Source organism: Pseudomonas sp. H3_A02, assembly GCF_054671965.1.
In genome coordinates, this window is sequence record NZ_CP162807.1 from 5,274,292 (window position 1) to 5,295,189 (window position 20,898).

The window sequence follows — 20,898 nt, forward strand, 5'->3', positions numbered from 1 at the left end:
TCCATCGTTTGATTGCCGACAGAGCTTAATGCGCAGCGAAGGGGCCTGTGTTATCTGCGGGTACGCGCGCAATTGGCCTTCAACCAGGCTTTTGGTGTGCAGCCGGTATGGCAGCGGAAAGCCTTGTAGAACGCAGAGGTGGAATTGAATCCGGCAGCCACTGCGAGGGCATCGATGGGTGCGTTTTCGTCGTAACTGGCGAGGCGTTCAAGGAGGTAGGCCAAGCGAGCCTGAGTCACGTAGCGATAGAAGCTTTGCCCGAGCACTTGATTCAATAAGTAAGACAACTGATTACGGCTGTACCCGGTGGCGCTGGCGATCCGTGCAAGATCCAGGTCAGGGTCCAGGAATGGCTGCTGGCGGGTAAAGTAATCGGCCAAGTCTCTCGCCATGAAACTCAACTGGCGCGCCGAGAGCCCCAGCTTACTGATGGCAGGGGCGCGACGCCCGGCGTGCGGCTCGCCGTCACGCACGAGTGACGCGTATTCATTGACACGCAGGATCTGACCCTCACATACGGTGATCGCTTCGCTGGTGCGAAAAACCACCCGCTCGCCACTGCCCTTCAGGGCGGTCTGGTACTGGATGAATGCCGTGCAGCCGTCAGCGCGAATGCGGTCATTGTGCTCAAGATATTCATCGGGATGGCGCGGCAACGTGCCGGTGATGTAGGCGCGCAGCTCGGTCAGGCCCATGCTGCGGTTCTGGAAAAAATCGTTGTATTGCACTTGCGGGTGATAGAGCGCGAGTATCGCCTCCAGGTCGCGGTGCTTCCAGGCCATGTGATAGCGCAGCACCACCTCAAGGGTGAGTTTTGTCTGTTCGGCGGTATCTGACGGGACGAGAAGCATGGGTTGACGGGCCTTATGACTGGGCGGCACCAGTCTAGTCCTTGAGTGGTTGAGCGAACAAATTCAGGCACGCGCAGGCGCACATGATTGAGCGAGCGGAGCCTCTAGCTGCCTGTGGCTCTGCCATGCTTGCCACCCAGCACCAACGCAACGCCGCCCAGTACAGCAATGGATGCCAACACCATCCTTACGCTCAGGCTTTCCCCCAGAAAAACGATGCCCGCCAGCGAAGCCAGGATGGGCACGCTTAGCTGCACCGTCGCGGCTTGAAACGCTGCAAGATAACGCACCGCGACGTACCAGACCGCGTAGCCAACGCCCGACGCCAGCGCGCCGGAAAGAACCGCATAAAATATCCCCAGCAGATCCCAACGCAGCTCTGAGAGAAACGGCAAACTTGCAACCAAGACCAGGGGAATCGAGCGCAGAAAATTGCCGGCTGTGGTTGTCAGCGGATCGGCGACAGTTTTGCCAAGCAGTGAATAGATCCCCCATGCCACCCCCGATAACAGCATCGTGAGTGCGCTAACGGGGTCAGGTGCTGCGGCACCTGGAAGCAGCAGACTGGCCAAGCCAGCAATCGCCAGCACAAACCCAACGACTGCCAACGTGTGCATCCGCTCGCCTTTGAACATGCCGTACAGAACCATGCTCAGCTGAACCGCGCCAAACAGCAGCAATGCCCCCGTCCCGGTCTCCAAATGACGGTACGCGAAGGAAAAAGCGAAGACGTAAACGAACAAGGCAGCGGCCCCCTGCCAACTGCCTTTGCCTATGGTTGAGGTCCGCCTCAAGGCACACAACAGCCATAACACCAAGGCCCCGCTGGCCAGCCGGACAACGCTGAAACTCGCAGCATCAATGTCGGTGTGCTTAAGCGCCAGGCGGCACAGCAAGGAGTTCGCGGCAAAGGCGAGCATGGCGAAACAGATCATCGCGATCAATCTTGCCGAGGCTGACGAGCTGGACGCCTTCGTTACGGGGTTGCTTATTGTCATGGTCGATCCCAATGCCTAGGCAGGCTCTCAGAACTCTTGACGCCACCGCGCCCTTAAAAACACGTTAAACGCCTCTGTACCGATCGGTCAATACAACTATCTTCCTGCAACCATGGGATGAGCTTCGCCCGTCTGTATCCTTCACCGCGCACGCATGGGTATGATTGGCGCTCAACCGGTTGGAATTGACCCATGGGAAAAAAGAACGCCGTCGTCGCTGCCGAATCTGCTGAAACAAGCACTAAGGAGCGGATACTGAAGATCGCTGCGCAGCTGTTCTCGACGCGCGGGTTTCACGCAACCGGCATGGCTGAGTTGGAAAAAGCCACTGGCCTGGCTCGAGGCGCGCTGTATTACCACATCGGCAGCAAGGAAGAATTGCTGTTCGAAATCACCAGCCGGTATTTGCGAGTGCTCATCGCAGAAGGTACGCCCCTGTACGAGAGCGACCAGCCTGCAGAAGATAAATTTCGCCAATTCTCGGCCATCGTGATGCGCACTATTGTCACCCACCTGGCTGAAATGACGGTGTGTTTTCGAGAAGTGTATTCGGTCATTGGCGAGCGCCAGACTGAATTGCTCGACCTGCACCGGCAGTATGAAAAGCTCTGGTCGAATATCCTCAAGGCTGGCGTGAGCGAGGGGACCTTCCGCACATCGGACTCGTTAGCCGTGAAGGCTATTCTTGGTATCCACCACTACAGCTACTTGTGGATCAAGCCCGGAGGCCCGCGCTCTCCGGAATCCATCGCGACGTTCTTTTGCGACACCCTCCTGCCCGGACTGAAGGTTGAGCCGCGCCCGGCTTGACTGTCATCAGCGGCGCTTCAAGTGCGCCGCTTTCCTCGCTCCCCTCATTCACGTGCCATCACCGATGGTCGTCCTTGCGACTGGACCACGCGCGTTTTTCGTTCTAGGCTTACCTACAGACCGACCGATCGGTCTATAGACTCGCCGTTGGGTCCAGCCCGACAAAGGAATCAGAGGGAACAACAATGACAAAAAAATCCATGGTCCCCGCCAAGCAAGACATGCCTCAAACATCTTTGGCTCGCAGGGATTTCTTGATTCAAAGCGGGGCCGTTATCGGTACTGCTGCCTTTGCTCTGGGCGATAGCGACCTGGTCAACGCAGAGACGACCAACGTCGCCCCTCTTGATCCGAACCTGCCCCTTGAAGTCCCGCAATGGACCAGTAGCCTTGGCACCCCCACGGCAAGCCCTTATGGCAAACCTTCAACGTTCGAAACCAAAGCGGTCAGAAATCTATATCCCGGCCTGAAGGACACGATGTCCGCCTACAGCACCTCGCCACTTCAGGAACTGGACGGCATCATTACCCCGAACGGTCTGTTCTATGAGCGCCATCATGCGGGTGTCCCGCAAATCGATCCGGCGGAACACCGGTTGGTAATTCACGGCCTCACCGAAAACGCCTTGATCTTTACCGTGGACGAGATACGCCAGTTCCCCGCCGTGTCACGAGTGCACTTCATGGAGTGTTCGGGCAATCCATCGTTTCTACCTCCGTGGGGCAAAACCGCCGCCGAGGTCAGTGGCCTGGTGAGTTGCGCTGAATGGACGGGCGTTCCCCTGAAGACCCTGCTGGATGAAGCCGGGCTCAAGCCCCAAGCCAAGTGGATCATTGCCGAAGGGGCGGACGGCGCCGCAATGACGCGCAGCATTCCCATCGAGAAATGCCTGGACGATGTGATGGTGGTCTACAGCCAGAACGGCGAGCGTCTAAGGCCGGAACAGGGCTATCCGCTGCGCCTGTTTGTCCCCGGCTACGAGGGCAATACCCACATCAAATGGCTGCGCCGACTGCATGTCACCGATGCGCCCGCCTACAGCCGGGAAGAAACCGCCAAATACACCGACTTGATGGCCAACGGCAAAGCTCGGAAATTTTCCTTTGTCATGGAATGCAAATCGCTGGTGACCTACCCTTCCGGCACCCAGAAACTGACGCGCAAAGGCCTGCATGAGATGCGTGGCATTGCCTGGAGCGGCCACGGAAAAATCACCCGTGTCGATGTCTCCGTCGACGGCGGCAATACCTGGACGCAAGCCAGGCTACAGGAGCCCATTCTGACCAAGGCGCTGACTGTCTTCAGGGCGCCTTTCGAATGGAACGGCCAGGAATTGATGATCATGAGCCGCGCCATCGACGAGACCGGCTATGTTCAGCCGATGCTGGAACAGTTGATTGATGAACGTGGCAAGGTCTCTTTCTACCACAACAATTCGGTGCAACCGTGGCGTGTTTCCAGCAATGGGGAGGTGACCAATGGACGGGCTTAAAGGTGGATCGTTTCTCATCGGTTTGCTGTGCGCCTGTGCGCTGACCCATGCCTCGGCACAATCCCAGTACGGTTTGGGCACCAAGGCTACCGAAGCGCAGATCGCCAGTTGGAACATCGACGTGGCACCCGACGGCAAGGCGTTGCCTCCAGGGCGCGCAACGGTGGCTGATGGGGAAAAGGTCTACATGAGCAGCTGCGTCAGCTGTCATGGCGTGAAGCTCGAAGGTGGCATCGGCCCCGCGTTGGCGGGGGGCGCAGGAACGCTGACGACTGACAAACCGCTCAAGACAGTCGGCAGCTATTGGCCCTATGCAACGACGCTTTTCGACTACATCCGAAGAGCCATGCCCTTCCAGGCGCCACAGTCATTGTCCAACGAACAAGTCTATGCGGTGACCGGCTACATCCTGCACATGAACAAACTGCTGGACGCCAACGCGACCGTGGATGCATCGACCTTGGCGGATGTAAAGATGCCGAATCGAGACGGTTTTTATACCGACGACAGACCGGACAGCAAGGCGGTTGCCTGTATGTCGAACTGTTTAAAAGCTCACTGACGGATCAAAAAATGTAAAATCCGCTCGCCGATAAACCGTTCCTTCTCAACGAGCTTTGCTGATGAAGCTGGCCAGCCGCGAAAAATCGATGATTGCCTGGGTGCTGTACTTCAGCATCCTGTTCGGTTCGTTGCTGTGTGCGATGGGCCATGGACAAATGGCCGGCTTGCGATTGAGCGGTTTGGACGGCGGACTGTTTTGCTCTACTGACGGCGGGGCAATATTCGAGGGCCTGCAGGATGTGCCCGCCCCTTCGCTGCCCGTCGTCGCTGATTGCGTCATTGCGAGCCTGTTCGGTGCGATCCTGCTGGCGGCGTTTTTCGGGCTGCTCGCCCTGCTTGCCGGCGAGCCAGCCAAGCCCTTGCCCGCACAACCGACCCGTTGCCAACCCAGGCAGCGATGGCCCTTGATCAATCCTCGCGCCTCCCCCGCCCTGCTTCCCGCGCTCTGACATCTTCACCACCCGCCGCTGCATCAAGCGCGGCGGGGTGTGTGCTCATCGAATTAAGCCAGGAAGCTCTTCATGTTTCGCTTGACCACTTTAGCGCTGCTCGCGGGCAGCACCTGCGCGTGGGCGCAAGACACTGCCCTGAACTTACCCACCAGTTACATCAATGCCTCGGCCGACCAGCCGAAACCGGCCACCCGCCTGGACCTGGATACCCCCATCGAAAGCGGCTCGCGCCTGAATCTCAGTGCCCGGGAAAATCCCGCCTCTGTAAGCGTGGCCGATCGCAAGACGATAGAACGTATCGGCGCACGCAACTTTCAAGACGCGGCGAACGCTCTGCCTGGGGTTAACGCTTCTGCGCCACCCGGCTGGGGCGGCTATGTATCGTACCGCGGCTTCAACGGCGCCCAGATCAGCCAGTTGTTCAACGGCATCAATCTGCAATACGGCGGCGCAGCACGTCCGGTCGGCGCCTGGATTTATGACCGGGTGGAATTGCTCGGCGGCCCGTCCTCGTTCCTCAACGGCAGCGGTGCCGTGGGTGGCAGCCTGAACGTGATCACCAAACTTGCCAACCGCGAGGAAGATACCTTCGAAGGCCGGATGAGCTACGGTCGCTACGACACCTGGGAAACCGCGGTCGGCTTCAATAAAGCGCTCAACAGCGGCGATGGCCCGCGCCACTATGCGCGCCTCGACTATAGCCGCACCAGCAGCAACGGCTACATAGATCGCCAGGAGAACGGTGCGGGCAACCTGGCCTTCTCGCTGCTCAGCGACATCAACGACCGACTCTCCCATACGCTGGCGATCGAATACCTGGAAGAGAAGGAAGACAGTCCCTACTGGGGCACGCCGGTACTGCAACCGCTGACCGGCAAGCTGCAGATCGACAAGCACAACCGCTTCAACAACTACAACGTCGAGGACGGTCGCTACGAGCAGCGCACCCGCTGGATACGCTCGATCACGGACTACCAGTTGGACGACAATACCCAGTTGCGCAATACCTTCTACCACTACGATGGCCAGCGCGATTACCGCAACCTTGAGGTCTACCGCTACAACAGCGACAACAGCGCCATCGCCCGCTCCGGCGGTTACCGCCAGCGGCACGACCAGGAGGTCAACGGTGACCGCTTCGAGCTGACTCACCAGGCTCAACTGTTCGGCCTGGCCAGCGATTGGGCGCTGGGCGTGGATTACAACACCAACCAGCAAACCAATTACCCGTTGTCCAAAGGCGCCTTCGACACCATCGATCCAGATGGCTTCGAGCCGGGCCACTTCCTGGACATTCCGGGGATGGATGCACCGCGCACTAAAGGTCGCAGCACGTGGACCGATACCTCGTCGGCGTTCGTCGAGAACCGCACGCGCCTGACCGAGCAACTGGCGCTGATCACTGCGCTGCGCTATGACCATATCGACTTCGAGATCGTCGATCATGCGGCGCAGGCCAGGCTCGACAAGCGTTGGGATGCAATCACGGGACGCCTGGGCCTGGTGTACGACCTAACGTCGAATGTCAGCCTTTATACCCAATACAGTACCTCGGCCGAGCCGCCGGGAGGGACGCTTACCAGCGCCTCCATTGCCCAGGTGAGCAACTTCGACTTGAGCACCGGTCGCCAATTCGAGGTGGGCAGCAAGTTCGATTTTCTTGACGGTCGCGGCTCGGCCACCGCCGCGGCCTACCGCATCGTGCGCAAAAACATCTCCGTCCCCTCCTCGACGGTGCCCAACACCACCGAACAAGCGGGTCAACAAACCTCCACCGGCATAGAGCTGGCCGCTTCATTCAAGATCACGCCCAAGCTATTGGCGGCCGGTAACTTCAGTTGGGTAAGGGCTGAGTACGACGAGTTCAATGAAACCATCGCCGGTGTTGTGTTCTCGCGCAAAGGCAAGAATCCGGTGAACATTCCCGACCGCGTAGCCAATCTCTGGCTGACCTATGACGTGGCTCCTGACTGGCAGCTCGGGGCCGACGTGCGCTATGTGTCGTCGGTCTACGCTAACACCGCCAATACGACCTGGGTGCCCTCGTACACTGTCTATGGTTTGTCCATGACCCACGATCTGGACAAACACGTACAGGTCAGCGCGCGCCTGCGCAACCTGACCGACGAGGTCTATGCCCGTTTCATCCACCAGAGCAACACCCAGTATTACGTGGGCGAGCCGCGCAGTCTGGAAGTCGCTGTGCAGTGGAAGTACTGACGACCCCGAACGGAATGCAGCACACGGTCTGGCGACCTGACAGGTCTAATCATGATTCGGAGCGCAGGCCTTCCCGCGTTGATCAGCCTGTTTGAATGGCCCGCTGGACGGGACCGCCAGGGACGGCGGCTTTCACTGTTTTTTCTCTGGGCTCAACGCTCATGGGGCTTACCCTCTAATCGGCAATTGAGCGTCCATTGTTCGTACGGACTAAAACTTGAAGCGCCCGACCAATCCTTGAAGCTGGCCAGAAATGGCCGTCATTCGCCCCGATCCGGCATGGGCTGAATGCGCGAACTCCTCTACCATCTGCGCATCGGCGTGGATCTGTGCGATGTGCCGATTGATCTCCTCCGCCACTTGATGCTGCTCCTCTGCCGCCGTGGCGATCTGGGTGTTCTGGTCGCGAATCGAGTCCACTGAAGCGCGGATCTTGTCGAAGCTGTCGCGGGCCCGCTGGATCCGCTGCACGCTAGCCTGGGACGCTTGCAGGCTGCCTTGCATCTGCTGGGTGACTTCCTGGGTGCGGCGAGCGAGGTTACCCAGTAGGCTGTCTATTTCGCCGGTAGAGTCGGAGGTGCGACGAGCCAAGGCGCGAACTTCATCCGCGACCACTGCAAAGCCACGCCCTTGATCACCCGCACGGGCGGCTTCGATGGCGGCGTTGAGCGCCAGCAAGTTGGTCTGCTCGGCAATCGAGCGAATGGTGTCGAGAATCGCATTGATGTTATTGCTGTCTTGCTCGAGCAGATGCATGGTCTGGGTCGATACCTGCAGCTCCTCACTGAGCTTGAGCACGCTGCCGGTGGCTTCGCTGATTTGCTTCTGGCCATCGTGCACGTCGCGGTAGCCTTCATCAGCACTCGACGCCGCGGCACTGCAGGAACGTGCGACCTCATTGGCAGTGGCGAGCATTTCATTGAAAGCGGTGCTTACCAATTCCACCGCCTCACGTTGGCGGCCGGCAGCCAGGTTCATGTTATTGGCGACTTCGTTGGTGTCAGCGGCAGCGACTTGCAGATCGGACGACGCATTGCCAATACGCTTCACCAACTGAGCGATCATGCTTAGAAACTGATTGAACCAACCGGCCAGGTTGGCAGTTTCGTCCTTGCCCCGTACTTGGAGTTGACGTGTAAGGTCACCTTCACCTTCGGCAATCTCTTGCAACCCATCAGCCACGCCACGAATCGGGCGCACGATCACGCTGGCAAAACCAGCACCAACGATGGCGAACACCACGGCCAATGCAACAGCGATGGCTGCAATCAACCAGGTCAGGCTCATGGCGTCGGCCATCACTTCATCACGCTTGATCAGGCCAATAAAACGCCAACCCAGGCCATCGGAACTCAGGACGTTGACCATGTATGGCACACCATCGATCTCGACTTGAGTCACCCCATCAGCGCTTTTGGCCAATTCGGCATAGCCGGGTCCTAGCTCACCTAACGGCTTGAAATTGTTTTTGGCATTTGCGGGATCGACCAAGACATTGCCATTGGCCTCGACCAACATCAGGTAACCACTCTTGCCCAACTTGATGGCTTTGACCAATTCAGTCAGTTGCTTGAGCGATACGTCCACGCCAACGACGCCCACCGGGGCACCGCTCGCGTCATTGATCGTGCGGACCGTACTGACCAGCACCATGTCATCGGGTGCCCAGTAATACGCGCCCGTCCTTACGGTTGAGCCTCGTGCGGCTTCCATGGCAGCCTTGTACCAAGGTCGCACCCGTGGGTCGTAGCTGGCCATTGTCTGGTCATCGGGCCAACCTGCAAAACCTCCGTCATTGAGTCCAAGGGAAATGGAAGCCGTGGTTGGGTGGGTTTCTGCGAAACTGTCGAATACCACCTGGATCTGTCGATCGACCTTCGTCAGAGGCGTTTTCGGGGCGTCAGCGGCCGTATAGTTCTTCAATCCCTGAACGTTGGCGATCCGAGGGTCTTTGGCAAGGTATTCGACGTTTTGGCGGATGCTGTCGAAAAACTGCCGCATCCCGCGGTCAATCTGCCTGATTTCGCGGCCACTGCTATCCAGGAAACTGGCTTGCGCTGCGCTACGCAAGTTCAGTACGACAACCATTGCGACCAATATGACTGGCGCGCAGGCGATAGCGGCAAACGCCCACGTGAGTTTCTGTTTGATGTTCATGAGTATTCCTGGGCAGGCAGATGGAACGTGGGCGCCCATGGGTAAAAGCGCCCGCGGCGAGTGCTGTAAACGTTGCTCACACGACGTGGAAACGAGACAATTCGGTCGTCATTTTTCTTTCAGATAATGCCTGCCCTCCTCTCAAGAGGAGGGACGAGAAGGCCGACGCATCGTCAATTCAGAAACGCCCAGGAGCGAAGGGTGCCGGCTCGACCACTGGTGTTTCTCCCATCATTAATTCCGCAAGCAGCCGGCCACTGACCGGACCTAGCGTAAAACCTTGATGAGCATGGCCGAAGTTGAACCAGAGCCCCTTATGCGACGGCGCGGCACCAATGACCGGTTTCATATCAACGGTACAAGGTCGCGCACCGCTCCATGGCGTCCGCTCAACCTGAGATCCCAATGCCAAGAGTTGTCGGGCCGCGCTTTCGGCCTTCCCTAGCTGCACTGGGGTCAGAGGCGCATCGAGACGGGCGAATTCGGCCCCCGTAGATAGACGCACACCACGCTTCATCGGCGCCAACATGTAGCCTTGCTCGGTATCAAGCACCGGGCGACTCAAGTTTGCCCCGTCGGCGAAATGGGCGTGATAACCACGCTTGATAAACAACGGGATGCGGTAACCCATGGGCCTCAGCAACTCTTGGGCCCAAGGACCAAGCGCCACGACGACCTGTGATGCTTCGACCGGCCCGGACTCGGTGGAGACTCGCCAGCCAGCTCCCGCTTGGCGCAATGAACGGGCATCGCCGCGTTCAAACTGTCCGCCCTCACGCAAGAAGAGCTCGGCATAGCGTTGCACCAGCTCTCCCGGATCAACACAGGTCCAAGGTTGAAGCCAGTGAATCCCCCCAACGAGAGCTTCACCCAAAGCGGGTTCTGCGAGCCTGAGCCCGGCGCCGTCCAACGCTTGCGACAATACACCGTGCGCACTCACACGCTGGGCGCTCTCCATCGCCTTTTCATATTTTTCCGGGGTTCGAAAAGCTTGAATCCAACCTTTGTGCACGATCAGGTGTTGGGCCTCGCTTTGCTCGATCAACTCGGAGTGCTCGCTGATTGAATGCTCGACCAAGGTCCGAAAGGCGTCCGCAATAGCTCGGTAATGCCTTGGCGCTGAGTTGGCCCAATACCTGGTCAGCGTAGGCATGTACTCCGGCATCGCACGCAGATGATAGTTGACGCCGATATCGCGCTTGGTCACCACTCTCATCAGGCTCGCCAGGTCCCTTGGGAACCCGTACGGTTCAACGGCCTCGCGCTGGATGATCCCGGCATTACCGTATGACGTCTCGCGCCCGGGCGGCCCCTTGTCTACCAAGGTCACCGCACAGCCCCGGCGTTGCAGATGCAGGGCCGTGCTTATACCGACGATGCCGGCGCCCAGTACTACTACTTGTTTGTCGTTCACGCTGCCTCCAACTCAAGCACGCTGCTGCGCGATGACACTGATTTCAACCAACGCATCCACCACGAGGCCGGCACAGACGGTAGCGCGAACAGGCAAATTGGCCGTGAAAAACGAAGCATAAATCCGGTTGAACTCGGCGAAGTTACTCCGCTCGGTCAAGTACACCGTGACGCTCACCACGTCATCCAACGACAGTGACTCAGCTTCCAGTGTTTGAGCAATGCGCATCAAGGTCAGGCGCGTTTGTGCCTCGATACCCTCCGGGAAGCTGCCATCCTCATTGAACGGCAGTTCACCGGATAAAAACACTAGGCCTTGGCTGTGGCGGACTTTTGAAAAGGGCAAATTGCTAACCGTCATGGGGGACTCTCTCTAAGCGGATTATGAAAGCGCCTATAGCAGACGCCACTTTTAGCCATCGACTCGACCGAGCGTGTCACAGCAGATCGGAAATCGATCTACAAGCCTGATCGACGGCTCTGTATATACAGGATTAAGCACTTACCGTGCCTGTTAGACAAGGATCCGTTCAGACCCCTGATCCGAAGTGGATCGAGCACTGCTTCTGTCCAAAATACTGTCCGCAGAAAGCCTTACCATGCGCTTCCTTTCGACTCATCAATGAGACCCCGGAAACACTCCGATGCAACCTTCAGTTACACCTGAACAAATATTCATGTGAGCACCCCCTGGCCTGGAAGGTGTTTACGAGCAGCGATCAACAGAAAAGATAAGGCTTGGCCTGAACATTGCGTTACCTATATATACAGGATCATACAGCAACACTTCCTTGTGGCCCTGCACCTAAGAGGTAATCAATGAAAAAACTGCACCCGATGACTGCCGCGACTACCGAAGGGATGAGCCCCGCAGGCCGGATCGCCGAATTGGCGACACTCTTCCACTACAGCCTCCCGCACGAAATCCGTCAAAGCGCTGAACAGCCGAGCCCGCAGCGTCCCCTGCGGAACCATCCAGATCGCAATACCTTCCAGCAAAATTCCCGAGAGGTTAGCCTTGTATGAACGCCAACGACCTGACCCTGCTTGCTCGCGCTGAAGTACGCGAATTGGCCAGTTACAACGCCGGCCTCGCCTCTGATGCAGTGCGCAAACGCTTCGGTCTGACACGCGTCGCTAAATTGGGCAGCAATGAAAACCCAATGGGCACCGCCCCCGCTGTCAACGCCGCGACCACCCAAGCCTGTCATGAGATTGCGCTGTACCCCGACTCTGGCTGCCAGGCACTGCGCTCCGCACTCTCGGAAAAACTTGATGTTCCGGAAGATCGCTTCGTGTTCGGCAACGGTTCTGAGGATTTGCTGAGTGTCATCAGTCGAGTGTTTCTGGACCATGATGATGAAGTGGTTACCGTGGTGCCCTCATTCGGTTTGCATTTCATTTTTCCAGTGGCAGCCGGCGCTCGGGTAATCGGTGTTCCCATGACCGACCAAGGCACTTTTGACGTGGCGGCGATGATTTCCGCCCTTACACCGCATACCCATGTGCTGATGTTTTCCTGCCCCTCCAATCCGGTTGGCTGCACCTTGAGCGCAATCGAATTGAAGCAATTGCTCGATGCATTACCTCCCAAATGCTTGCTGGTGTTTGACGAAGCCTATTACGAATACGCTCAATGGGAGCCTGAGTACCCAGACTGCCTCGGCTTGATCCAGGCCAGCGGCAAGCCGTTTATCCTGCTTCGAACCTTCTCCAAGGCCTATTCATTGGCAGGTTTACGCATCGGCTATGGCATCGTCAGCGACCCGCTACTGGCCGATTTGATCAATCGCCTGCGCACCCCCTTCAATGTCAACCGAGTGGCCCAAGCCGCTGCGGTCGCCGCGCTGGCCGATGAAAATCATCTGAATGCCGGCCTCTCCCACGTCGCCAGCGAACGCCGACGACTGGAGATCGCACTGCAAGAGCAAGGCATCACAACTGCCCCCTCCATGGCTAACTTCCTCTTTTTCAGCACCCCTTATCCTGCCGAAGTCATCAACCAGGCATTGCTGCGCGAAGGGGTCATCATCAAGCCTTGGCGCGAAGCGGGATATACTCAGTACTTGCGGGTATCTATAGGAAGCTGTGAGGATAACGATCTTTTCCTCCATTCCTTGGCAAGAGTCCTTGCCGCACAAGAGACACGGACCGACTGATGATCAAAAATGCACCACAAGCGCTCTACCGACGCGCGAAGGATTTTGTGCTGGACCAACTTCGAGCGGGCGTTTGGAAACCTGGCGACCTGATCTATTCAGAGAACCAGTTGGTGCAAGAGCTGGGCATCTCGCGCATGACCGTCAATCGAGCCCTGCGCGAGCTGACCGAAGAAGGTCTATTGGTGCGGATTTCAGGTGTTGGAACATTCGTAGCCGAAAGCAAGCCGCAATCGAACCTGTTGCGCATCACCAACATCGCTGACGAGATTCTCGCTCGGGGTCATAGTTACGGCTGTCGCGTCCTGCACCTGGGACGCGAATCCGCATCGATGTCAGTCGCTTCCGCCCTGGGCCTGCCCACGGGCTCTTCGGTTTTTCATCTGGTTTGTGCGCACAGCGAAGAAGACGTGCCAGTGCAGCTTGAGGATCGTTACGTCAATCCCGAGCTGGTGCCAGAGTTCCTGAAACAAAAATTCGGCGAACACCTGCAACCGGCCAAATACCTTTTGCAAGTCATCAAGCCCGACGAAATGGAACATATCGTAGAGGCCTGCCACCCCAGCGCAGAGGAGAGCAAACATCTGCAAATCGATGCAACCGAACCTTGCCTGGCCCTCATACGCCGGACTTGGAGCCAAAACAAAATTGTCACCTTTGTGCGGCTCGTCCACCCCTCCTCCCGCTATCGACTGGGTAGTCGCTTACCCATGAATGCAGCGCACAGAGACGTCTGACTCTTCGACACATCTGCCGTAAAACTTGACCAGCGCCGCTTCCAAAGGGCGTCGGTCGCTTTCTGATTCATACATCACAATAGACCCAGGCCCTACGCCCGTAGTGACCGGAAAAAACGAAACTGATCACCCCCTCCCCTCAGCGTTTCCAGCCCTTTTTCCACCCATACACATCCGAGCAGATAAATGGCTGCTTGATTGGCTATGCCTGTATGTACAAGTATGTATTTACGCGGTAAAGTCGATCCGTCACCTCGACACGCTTAAACGAAAAAATGGGCTCTGTGTACCACTCCCATAGCGACACACACGAGCTCCGTACCGCATCCGTGCGCTCAAGCGCTCTTTGGTCCTTAGGAATAAAAACAATGAAAAAATCTATTTTGACCCTCTCTGTACTGGCGTTGTGTGTGGCTGGCAGCTTTGCCTCGGCCAAGGAGTACAAGGAGTTGCGGTTCGGCGTTGACCCCTCTTATGCCCCCTTCGAGTCCAAAGCTGCCGACGGTAGCCTGGTGGGCTTCGATATCGACTTAGGCAATGCGATTTGTGCTGAATTGAAAGTGAAGTGCAAATGGGTCGAGAGTGATTTTGACGGCATGATTCCCGGCCTGAAAGCCAACAAATTCGACGGCGTGATCTCCGCCATGACCGTGACATCCTCGCGCGAAAAGGTCATCGATTTCTCCGATGAGCTGTTCTCCGTTCCCACCTCCTTCGTTTTCAAGAAAGGCTCTGGGCTGACCGAAGATATCAAGACGCTCGTCGGCAAGACGGTTGGTTATGAGCAAGGCACCACCGAGGAAGCTTATGCCAAGGCCGTACTGAACAAAGCCGGGGTCAAAACCCAAGCCTATGCCAACCAGGATCAGGTCTATTCGGACTTGGTGACTGGCCGTCTCGATGCCTCGATCCAGAATATGTTGCAAGCCGAAATGGGCTTCTTGAAGTCGCCGCAAGGGGCGAATTTTGAGGTAAGTAAAGCAGTCGAGCATGAACTGTTGCCCGCGAAAACCGCGGTAGGTCTCGCCCAAGGCAACGCCGACCTCAAGGCCCTGCTAAACAAAGGCATCAAGGCACTGCATGAGGATGGCAGCTATGTAGCCATTCAGAAAAAACACTTTGGTGATCAGAATATCTACAGCGGTAAATAACACGCTGCGCCCATTTTCGGATGGGCGTTTTTCTTGATTGACGAAGGGCTGTCCAATGCTAGAAAACCTATTGCAGACTCTAGGCTTCAGCCTAAAGGGTTTCGGCCCGCTGTTGCTGCAAGGCTCCTGGATGACTGTCAAATTGTCCGCACTGTGCTTGTTGCTGAGCGTGGGCCTGGGATTGATCGGTGCCAGCGCGAAACTCTCGAAGTCAGCCTTGCTACGCATCCCTGCGCAAGCCTACACCACGCTTATCCGCGGCGTGCCCGACCTGGTCTTGATGCTGCTGATCTTCTATAGCCTTCAGACGTGGCTGACGAATCTGACCGATGCCTTTGGCTGGGAATATATCGAAATCAATCCGTTCAGCGCAGGGGTCATCACCCTGGGCTTCATCTACGGTGCGTATTTCACCGAAACCTTCCGCGGAGCGATTCTCGCCGTTCCAAAGGGGCAATTAGAAGCAGCCACGGCCTATGGCCTGACCCGCGCCCAACGATTCCGCCTGGTGCTTTTCCCGCAAATGATGCGCTTTGCATTACCGGGCATTGGCAACAACTGGATGGTGATCCTGAAAGCGACCGCACTGGTCTCGATCATTGGTCTGGCTGACTTGGTCAAGGTTGCCCAGGATGCAGGAAAGAGTTCCTATCAACTGTTCTTCTTCTTGGTCCTTGCAGCGTTGATCTATTTGGTTATCACCACCGCATCAAACTATGTCTTGCGCAGGCTGGAAAGTTTTTACGCCGCAGGAACTCGGGAGGCCGTGCGATGATCGAGCTATTGCAAGAATATTGGAAACCCTTCCTGTACCACGATGGTTATCACATCACGGGCTTGGCGATGACACTATGGCTGCTCAGTGCCTCGCTCTTCTTCGGCTTCTTGATGGCGGTCCCGCTGTCGATTGCCAGGGTATCAAGCAACCTTTTCGTGCGCTGGCCCGTGCAGTTCTATACCTATTTGTTCCGTGGCACGCCTCTGTATATACAGCTACTGATCTGCTACACCGGCATCTACAGCCTCGCTGCGGTGCGCTCCCAACCGCTGCTTGATGCATTCTTTCGCGATGCATTGAACTGCACCATCCTGGCCTTTGCCTTGAACACTTGCGCCTACACCACGGAGATCTTCTCCGGGGCGATTCGCAACATGAATCATGGTGAAGTCGAAGCAGCAAAGGCCTTTGGGCTTCGAGGATGGAAGCTTTACACCTACATCATCATGCCGTCTGCATTGCGTCGCTCACTGCCGAACTACAGCAACGAAGTGATACTGATGCTGCATTCCACCACGGTCGCTTTCACCGCCACGGTACCGGACATCCTCAAGGTTGCCAGAGATGCCAATTCAGCAACATTTCTGACCTTCCAATCGTTCGGCATCGCCGCAGCGATTTACCTCACTATCACTTTCTCTCTGGTCGGTCTGTTCCGTCTGGCTGAGCGCCGTTGGCTGTCGTTCCTCGGCCCAGCTCATTAATTCAGGGTGCTTGAATATGTACAAACTGACCGTAGAAAACCTGCATAAAAGTTATGGCGACCACGAAGTCCTCAAGGGTGCTTCACTGAACGCAAAGGCCGGCGACGTCATTAGCCTGATCGGTGCCAGCGGGTCGGGCAAAAGCACCTTTTTGCGCTGTATCAATTTTCTGGAAATCCCTAGCAACGGCGCCATGAGTCTCGACAATCAGCCGATACGCATGATCCATGACCACCACGGCATGCGCGTTGCAAACGCAGATGAACTGCAGCGACTGCGCACGCGACTGGCGATGGTATTCCAGCATTTCAATCTGTGGAGCCACATGACCGTGCTCGACAACATCACAATGGCCCCTCGCCGAGTGTTGGGGGTCAGCAAGAAGGATGCAGAGGAGCTGGCTCGGCGTTACCTGGACAAGGTTGGTTTACCATCGCGAGTTGCCGATCAATACCCGGCCTTTCTCTCGGGCGGCCAGCAGCAGCGCGTCGCGATAGCCCGGGCGCTGGCCATGGAACCGGAAATCATGCTGTTCGACGAACCGACGTCTGCCCTGGACCCTGAACTAGTAGGAGAAGTGCTGAAGGTCATTCAGGGCCTCGCCGAAGAAGGCCGAACCATGATCATGGTGACGCACGAAATGAGCTTCGCTCGTAAGGTATCGAACCAGGTGTTGTTCTTGCACCAAGGGCTCGTAGAAGAGCAAGGACCGCCTGAGGAAGTGCTGGGGAACCCCAAGAGCGAGCGTTTGCAGCAATTTCTCAGCGGCAATCTGAAATAACCGAAGTGCCTTAAGCCGGCTGGTCGCTTACCGCGCCTGAAAAATGTTCTCAGGCGCGATTGAGGCCGAAATGGTTCGCCGTTCTGTTGACTAGAAGAGCCCCGTGCGAGAGCAATCCCAGCGCCTTGCTATGGCTCAGCTCATGATCCCTGGCTGAAACTGTCACAGCGCGCCCAGTGCGCAAAGCTTGATGGCAAAACCTGCATCAATGCCATTCGAACGAAAAAACTAATCACGTGAAGATATTCATGCCGACAACAATAGCGGTCAAAAATCTGCTTGATTAAGCTTGTATATACATGATTATATTTACTCGCCAGATGTAGCGAAAACCAACAATAAGCTGCAAGTCATTTCGAGAGGATTACCGGTGAGCAAACCACTCCATTTCCGCAATATCGAAATCCGCGCCCCTCGCGGTAACACGCTGACCGCCAAGAGCTGGCTGACCGAAGCGCCGCTGCGGATGTTGATGAACAACCTCGATCCGGAAGTGGCCGAGAACCCCAAGGAGTTGGTGGTCTACGGTGGCATCGGCCGCGCGGCGCGCAACTGGGAGTGCTACGACAAGATCGTCGAAAGCCTCACCAACCTGAACGACGACGAAACCCTGCTGGTGCAATCCGGCAAGCCGGTGGGCGTGTTCAAGACCCACAGCAACGCCCCTCGCGTGCTGATCGCCAACTCCAACCTGGTGCCGCATTGGGCCAGTTGGGAGCACTTCAACGAACTCGACGCCAAGGGCTTGGCCATGTACGGCCAGATGACCGCCGGCAGCTGGATCTACATCGGCAGCCAGGGCATCGTGCAAGGCACTTATGAAACCTTCGTCGAGGCCGGTCGCCAGCACTACGACTCCAACCTCAAGGGCCGCTGGGTCCTGACCGCCGGCCTGGGCGGCATGGGTGGTGCGCAACCGTTGGCCGCGACCCTGGCCGGTGCGTGCTCGCTGAACATCGAGTGCCAACAGGTGAGCATCGATTTCCGTCTGAAAACCCGCTACGTCGACGAGCAAGCCAAAGACCTCGACGACGCCCTGGCGCGTATCGAGAAATACACCGCCGAAGGCAAGGCGATTTCCATCGCGCTGTGTGGGAACGCTGCCGAAATACTGCCGGAAATGGTCCGTCGCGGCGTGCGTCCGGACATGGTCACCGACCAGACCAGCGCCCACGATCCCCTCAACGGCTATCTGCCGGCCGGCTGGACCTGGGACGAATACCGTGCCCGCGCCAAGACCGAGCCCGCCGCCGTGGTGAAGGCCGCCAAGCAATCGATGGCCGTGCACGTCAAAGCCATGCTGGCCTTCCAGAAAATGGGCGTGCCGACCTTCGACTACGGCAACAACATCCGCCAGATGGCCCAGGAAGAAGGCGTCGAGAATGCCTTCGACTTCCCGGGTTTCGTCCCGGCCTACATCCGTCCGCTGTTTTGCCGCGGCATCGGCCCGTTCCGCTGGGCGGCGCTGTCCGGTGACCCGCAGGACATCTACAAGACCGACGCCAAGGTCAAGGAACTGATCCCCGACGACGCCCACCTGCACAACTGGCTGGACATGGCCCGCGAGCGCATCAGCTTCCAGGGCTTGCCGGCACGGATCTGCTGGGTTGGCCTGGGCCAGCGCGCCAAGTTGGGCCTGGCGTTCAACGAGATGGTGCGCAGCGGTGAGTTGTCGGCGCCGATCGTCATCGGTCGCGACCACCTCGATTCCGGCTCCGTGGCCAGCCCCAACCGTGAAACCGAGTCCATGCAGGACGGCTCCGACGCCGTTTCCGACTGGCCGCTGCTCAATGCCCTGCTCAACACCGCCAGTGGCGCGACCTGGGTGTCGCTGCACCACGGTGGCGGCGTCGGCATGGGCTTTTCCCAGCACTCGGGCATGGTGATCGTCTGCGACGGTACTGACGAAGCGGCCGAACGGATTGCCCGTGTACTGCACAACGACCCGGCGACCGGCGTGATGCGCCATGCCGATGCCGGTTACCAGATCGCCATTGATTGCGCGAATGAGCAAGGCTTGAACCTGCCAATGATCACTCTTGTTAAAGGAGCCAAAGCATGAAAACACTTAACGTTATCCCAGGCCAATTGAGCCTTGCCCAACTGCGTGCCGTTTACCAGCACCCAGTAAAAATCACCCTCGACCACAGTGCCTCTGCGCAAATTGAAGCCAGTGTCGCTTGCGTGGAGCAGATCCTCGCCGAGAATCGCACCGCCTACGGTATCAATACCGGTTTCGGCCTGCTGGCCTCGACCCGTATCGCCAGTGAAGATCTGGAAAATCTGCAACGTTCGCTAGTACTGTCCCACGCCGCTGGTGTGGGTGAGCCGATCAGCGATGCGCTGGTGCGGTTGATCATGGTGCTCAAGGTCAATAGCCTCAGCCGTGGTTTCTCCGGCATACGCCGCGTGGTGATCGATGCTCTGATAGCATTGATCAACGCCGAGGTGTATCCGCATATTCCGTTAAAAGGTTCGGTCGGCGCATCTGGTGACTTGGCACCTTTGGCGCACATGTCCCTCGTGCTGCTGGGAGAAGGCAAAGCCCGTCATAAGGGCGAATGGCTGGAAGCCACCGAAGCACTGAAGGTGGCCGGTTTGGCGCCGTTGACGCTGGCTGCCAAAGAGGGTTTGGCGTTGCTCAACGGTACCCAGGTGTCCACTGCTTATGCTCTGCGCGGTTTGTTCGAGGGCGAAGACCTGTTTGCAGGCGCCTTGGCCATCGGTGCGTTGACGGTCGAAGCTGTCTTGGGCTCCCGCTCGCCGTTTGACGCACGTATCCATGCCGCTCGCGGCCAGAAGGCCCAGATTGATACAGCTACTGCTTATCGCGACCTGCTGGGCCAAAGCAGTGAGGTCGCCGATTCGCACAAAGACTGCGGCAAGGTCCAAGATCCCTACTCTCTACGCTGCCAACCTCAAGTCATGGGCGCATGCCTGACCCAGCTCCGTCAGGCCGCGGAAGTATTAGTCGTCGAAGCGAATGCCGTATCCGATAACCCACTGGTCTTTGCCGTTGAAGGTGACGTGATCTCTGGCGGCAACTTCCACGCCGAGCCAGTGGCCATGGCCGCAGACAATATGGCATTGGCCATTGCTGAAATCGGCTCGCTGAGCGAGCGCCGCATTTCGTTGATGATGGACAAACACATGTCACAACTGCCGCCGTTCCTGGTAGCCAATGGCGGCGTGAACTCGGGCTTCATGATTTCTCAGGTGACAGCAGCAGCGCTGGCCAGCGAGAACAAGGCGCTGGCTCACCCCCATTCCGTAGACAGCCTGCCCACATCCGCAAATCAGGAAGATCACGTATCGATGGCACCCGCGGCCGGCAAACGGTTGTGGGAAATGGCTGAAAACACCCGTGGAATCCTGGCTGTGGAGTGGCTAGCGGCCTGCCAAGGCCTGGACTTGCGTGACGGCTTGAAGACGTCGCCCAAGTTGGAACTGGCCCGGAACAGTCTGCGAAGCAAAGTGGCCTATTACGAGAAGGACCGTTTCTTCGCGCCGGATATCAATGCAGCCAGTGAGTTATTGGCTTCCGGCTGCTTGAACGACTTGGTATTGAATAAGTTGTTGCCCAGCATCTGATAGATGATATCCGCCATGAACAAATGATGACTGCGTTAG

Annotated in this window: 19 protein-coding genes and 1 pseudogene; 14 read left to right on the forward strand and 6 right to left on the reverse strand. The window is 57.5% G+C overall.

Annotated elements, in window-relative coordinates:
* Positions 1-50: 50 nt before the first annotated feature.
* On the reverse strand, positions 51-851 hold the full coding sequence (locus AB4N80_RS23135) for a helix-turn-helix domain-containing protein (RefSeq protein WP_043042109.1): 801 nt from the start codon (positions 849-851) through the stop codon (positions 51-53).
* 104 nt (positions 852-955) lie between these two features.
* On the reverse strand, positions 956-1,849 hold the full coding sequence (locus tag AB4N80_RS23140; protein WP_460079004.1) for a DMT family transporter: 894 nt from the start codon (positions 1,847-1,849) through the stop codon (positions 956-958).
* A 192-nt stretch (positions 1,850-2,041) separates the two neighbouring features.
* On the opposite strand from AB4N80_RS23140, the gene AB4N80_RS23145 reads away from it, so the two are divergent.
* The 5 genes from AB4N80_RS23145 to AB4N80_RS23165 all read left to right on the forward strand — a co-directional run bounded on the left by AB4N80_RS23145 (position 2,042) and on the right by AB4N80_RS23165 (position 7,388).
* Positions 2,042-2,659 carry a TetR/AcrR family transcriptional regulator gene (locus AB4N80_RS23145; protein WP_258632721.1) on the forward strand — a complete coding sequence of 206 codons (618 nt, stop codon included), beginning with the start codon at positions 2,042-2,044 and terminating at the stop codon, positions 2,657-2,659.
* Positions 2,660-2,844: 185 nt separating this feature from the next.
* Positions 2,845-4,152 (forward strand): sulfite dehydrogenase, encoded by a 1,308-nt coding sequence (gene soxC, locus AB4N80_RS23150; RefSeq protein ID WP_258632719.1) that lies wholly within the window; start codon positions 2,845-2,847, stop codon positions 4,150-4,152.
* On the forward strand, positions 4,139-4,714 hold the full coding sequence (locus tag AB4N80_RS23155; RefSeq protein WP_052239506.1) for a c-type cytochrome: 576 nt from the start codon (positions 4,139-4,141) through the stop codon (positions 4,712-4,714). The genes soxC and AB4N80_RS23155 overlap by 14 nt, the downstream gene beginning before the upstream one ends.
* 61 nt (positions 4,715-4,775) lie before the next feature.
* On the forward strand, positions 4,776-5,165 hold the full coding sequence (locus tag AB4N80_RS23160) for a DUF2946 family protein (protein WP_258632716.1): 390 nt from the start codon (positions 4,776-4,778) through the stop codon (positions 5,163-5,165).
* A 72-nt stretch (positions 5,166-5,237) separates the two neighbouring features.
* Complete coding sequence (locus AB4N80_RS23165) at positions 5,238-7,388, forward strand: TonB-dependent receptor (RefSeq protein ID WP_258632714.1); 2,151 nt, start codon at positions 5,238-5,240, stop codon at positions 7,386-7,388.
* 210 nt (positions 7,389-7,598) lie between these two features.
* Here AB4N80_RS23165 and AB4N80_RS23170 read toward each other — a convergent pair whose 3' ends face one another.
* From AB4N80_RS23170 to AB4N80_RS23185, 4 genes and pseudogenes are all read right to left on the reverse strand, one after another.
* Positions 7,599-8,453, reverse strand: coding sequence for a methyl-accepting chemotaxis protein (locus AB4N80_RS23170; RefSeq protein WP_394351186.1), 855 nt, complete (start codon positions 8,451-8,453; stop codon positions 7,599-7,601).
* Positions 8,454-8,510: 57 nt separating this feature from the next.
* A pseudogene (locus AB4N80_RS23175) lies at positions 8,511-9,584 on the reverse strand (cache domain-containing protein); the annotation flags it as partial.
* A gap of 139 nt (positions 9,585-9,723) precedes the next feature.
* The gene (locus AB4N80_RS23180) at positions 9,724-10,959 is read right to left on the reverse strand and encodes an NAD(P)/FAD-dependent oxidoreductase (protein ID WP_258632710.1); all 1,236 of its coding nucleotides are present in this window, start codon (positions 10,957-10,959) and stop codon (positions 9,724-9,726) included.
* A 12-nt stretch (positions 10,960-10,971) separates the two neighbouring features.
* Positions 10,972-11,319 carry a RidA family protein gene (locus AB4N80_RS23185; protein WP_025214425.1) on the reverse strand — a complete coding sequence of 116 codons (348 nt, stop codon included), beginning with the start codon at positions 11,317-11,319 and terminating at the stop codon, positions 10,972-10,974.
* A 458-nt stretch (positions 11,320-11,777) separates the two neighbouring features.
* Between AB4N80_RS23185 and AB4N80_RS23190 the strand changes: the two genes are divergently transcribed.
* From AB4N80_RS23190 to hutH, 9 genes are all read left to right on the forward strand, one after another.
* Positions 11,778-11,984: a hypothetical protein gene (locus tag AB4N80_RS23190; RefSeq protein ID WP_095962583.1), complete on the forward strand. Its 207-nt coding sequence runs from the start codon at positions 11,778-11,780 to the stop codon at positions 11,982-11,984.
* Entirely contained in the window at positions 11,981-13,117 is a 1,137-nt protein-coding gene (locus AB4N80_RS23195; protein ID WP_258632707.1) for an aminotransferase class I/II-fold pyridoxal phosphate-dependent enzyme, read from the forward strand. The genes AB4N80_RS23190 and AB4N80_RS23195 overlap by 4 nt, the downstream gene beginning before the upstream one ends.
* Positions 13,117-13,854, forward strand: a complete 738-nt coding sequence (gene hutC / locus AB4N80_RS23200) for a histidine utilization repressor (protein WP_039011359.1) — start codon at positions 13,117-13,119, stop codon at positions 13,852-13,854. Before AB4N80_RS23195 ends, hutC begins: the two co-directional genes overlap by 1 nt.
* Before the next feature lie 368 nt (positions 13,855-14,222).
* Positions 14,223-15,005 carry a transporter substrate-binding domain-containing protein gene (locus tag AB4N80_RS23205; protein WP_043042098.1) on the forward strand — a complete coding sequence of 261 codons (783 nt, stop codon included), beginning with the start codon at positions 14,223-14,225 and terminating at the stop codon, positions 15,003-15,005.
* 55 nt (positions 15,006-15,060) lie between these two features.
* Positions 15,061-15,780 carry an ABC transporter permease gene (locus AB4N80_RS23210; protein ID WP_025214430.1) on the forward strand — a complete coding sequence of 240 codons (720 nt, stop codon included), beginning with the start codon at positions 15,061-15,063 and terminating at the stop codon, positions 15,778-15,780.
* Positions 15,777-16,487, forward strand: coding sequence for an ABC transporter permease (locus AB4N80_RS23215; RefSeq protein WP_053121601.1), 711 nt, complete (start codon positions 15,777-15,779; stop codon positions 16,485-16,487). The genes AB4N80_RS23210 and AB4N80_RS23215 overlap by 4 nt, the downstream gene beginning before the upstream one ends.
* 16 nt (positions 16,488-16,503) lie before the next feature.
* Positions 16,504-17,268 (forward strand): ABC transporter ATP-binding protein, encoded by a 765-nt coding sequence (locus AB4N80_RS23220; RefSeq protein WP_460079014.1) that lies wholly within the window; start codon positions 16,504-16,506, stop codon positions 17,266-17,268.
* A gap of 370 nt (positions 17,269-17,638) precedes the next feature.
* Positions 17,639-19,330 (forward strand): urocanate hydratase, encoded by a 1,692-nt coding sequence (gene hutU / locus AB4N80_RS23225; RefSeq protein ID WP_258632702.1) that lies wholly within the window; start codon positions 17,639-17,641, stop codon positions 19,328-19,330.
* A complete protein-coding gene (gene hutH, locus AB4N80_RS23230; RefSeq protein WP_030141447.1) occupies positions 19,327-20,859 on the forward strand; it encodes a histidine ammonia-lyase in 1,533 nt (510 codons plus the stop codon). Before hutU ends, hutH begins: the two co-directional genes overlap by 4 nt.
* Positions 20,860-20,898: the final 39 nt, after the last annotated feature.

Coding starts and splice junctions, on each gene's coding strand:
- AB4N80_RS23135 (WP_043042109.1), bottom strand. CDS start 851: ATGCTTCTCGTCCCGTCAGATACCGCCGAACAGACAAAACTCACCCTT.
- AB4N80_RS23140 (WP_460079004.1), bottom strand. CDS start 1,849: ATGACAATAAGCAACCCCGTAACGAAGGCGTCCAGCTCGTCAGCCTCG.
- AB4N80_RS23145 (WP_258632721.1), top strand. CDS start 2,042: ATGGGAAAAAAGAACGCCGTCGTCGCTGCCGAATCTGCTGAAACAAGC.
- soxC (WP_258632719.1), top strand. CDS start 2,845: ATGACAAAAAAATCCATGGTCCCCGCCAAGCAAGACATGCCTCAAACA.
- AB4N80_RS23155 (WP_052239506.1), top strand. CDS start 4,139: ATGGACGGGCTTAAAGGTGGATCGTTTCTCATCGGTTTGCTGTGCGCC.
- AB4N80_RS23160 (WP_258632716.1), top strand. CDS start 4,776: ATGAAGCTGGCCAGCCGCGAAAAATCGATGATTGCCTGGGTGCTGTAC.
- AB4N80_RS23165 (WP_258632714.1), top strand. CDS start 5,238: ATGTTTCGCTTGACCACTTTAGCGCTGCTCGCGGGCAGCACCTGCGCG.
- AB4N80_RS23170 (WP_394351186.1), bottom strand. CDS start 8,453: ATGATCGCTCAGTTGGTGAAGCGTATTGGCAATGCGTCGTCCGATCTG.
- AB4N80_RS23185 (WP_025214425.1), bottom strand. CDS start 11,319: ATGACGGTTAGCAATTTGCCCTTTTCAAAAGTCCGCCACAGCCAAGGC.
- AB4N80_RS23190 (WP_095962583.1), top strand. CDS start 11,778: ATGAAAAAACTGCACCCGATGACTGCCGCGACTACCGAAGGGATGAGC.
- AB4N80_RS23195 (WP_258632707.1), top strand. CDS start 11,981: ATGAACGCCAACGACCTGACCCTGCTTGCTCGCGCTGAAGTACGCGAA.
- hutC (WP_039011359.1), top strand. CDS start 13,117: ATGATCAAAAATGCACCACAAGCGCTCTACCGACGCGCGAAGGATTTT.
- AB4N80_RS23205 (WP_043042098.1), top strand. CDS start 14,223: ATGAAAAAATCTATTTTGACCCTCTCTGTACTGGCGTTGTGTGTGGCT.
- AB4N80_RS23210 (WP_025214430.1), top strand. CDS start 15,061: ATGCTAGAAAACCTATTGCAGACTCTAGGCTTCAGCCTAAAGGGTTTC.
- AB4N80_RS23215 (WP_053121601.1), top strand. CDS start 15,777: ATGATCGAGCTATTGCAAGAATATTGGAAACCCTTCCTGTACCACGAT.
- AB4N80_RS23220 (WP_460079014.1), top strand. CDS start 16,504: ATGTACAAACTGACCGTAGAAAACCTGCATAAAAGTTATGGCGACCAC.
- hutH (WP_030141447.1), top strand. CDS start 19,327: ATGAAAACACTTAACGTTATCCCAGGCCAATTGAGCCTTGCCCAACTG.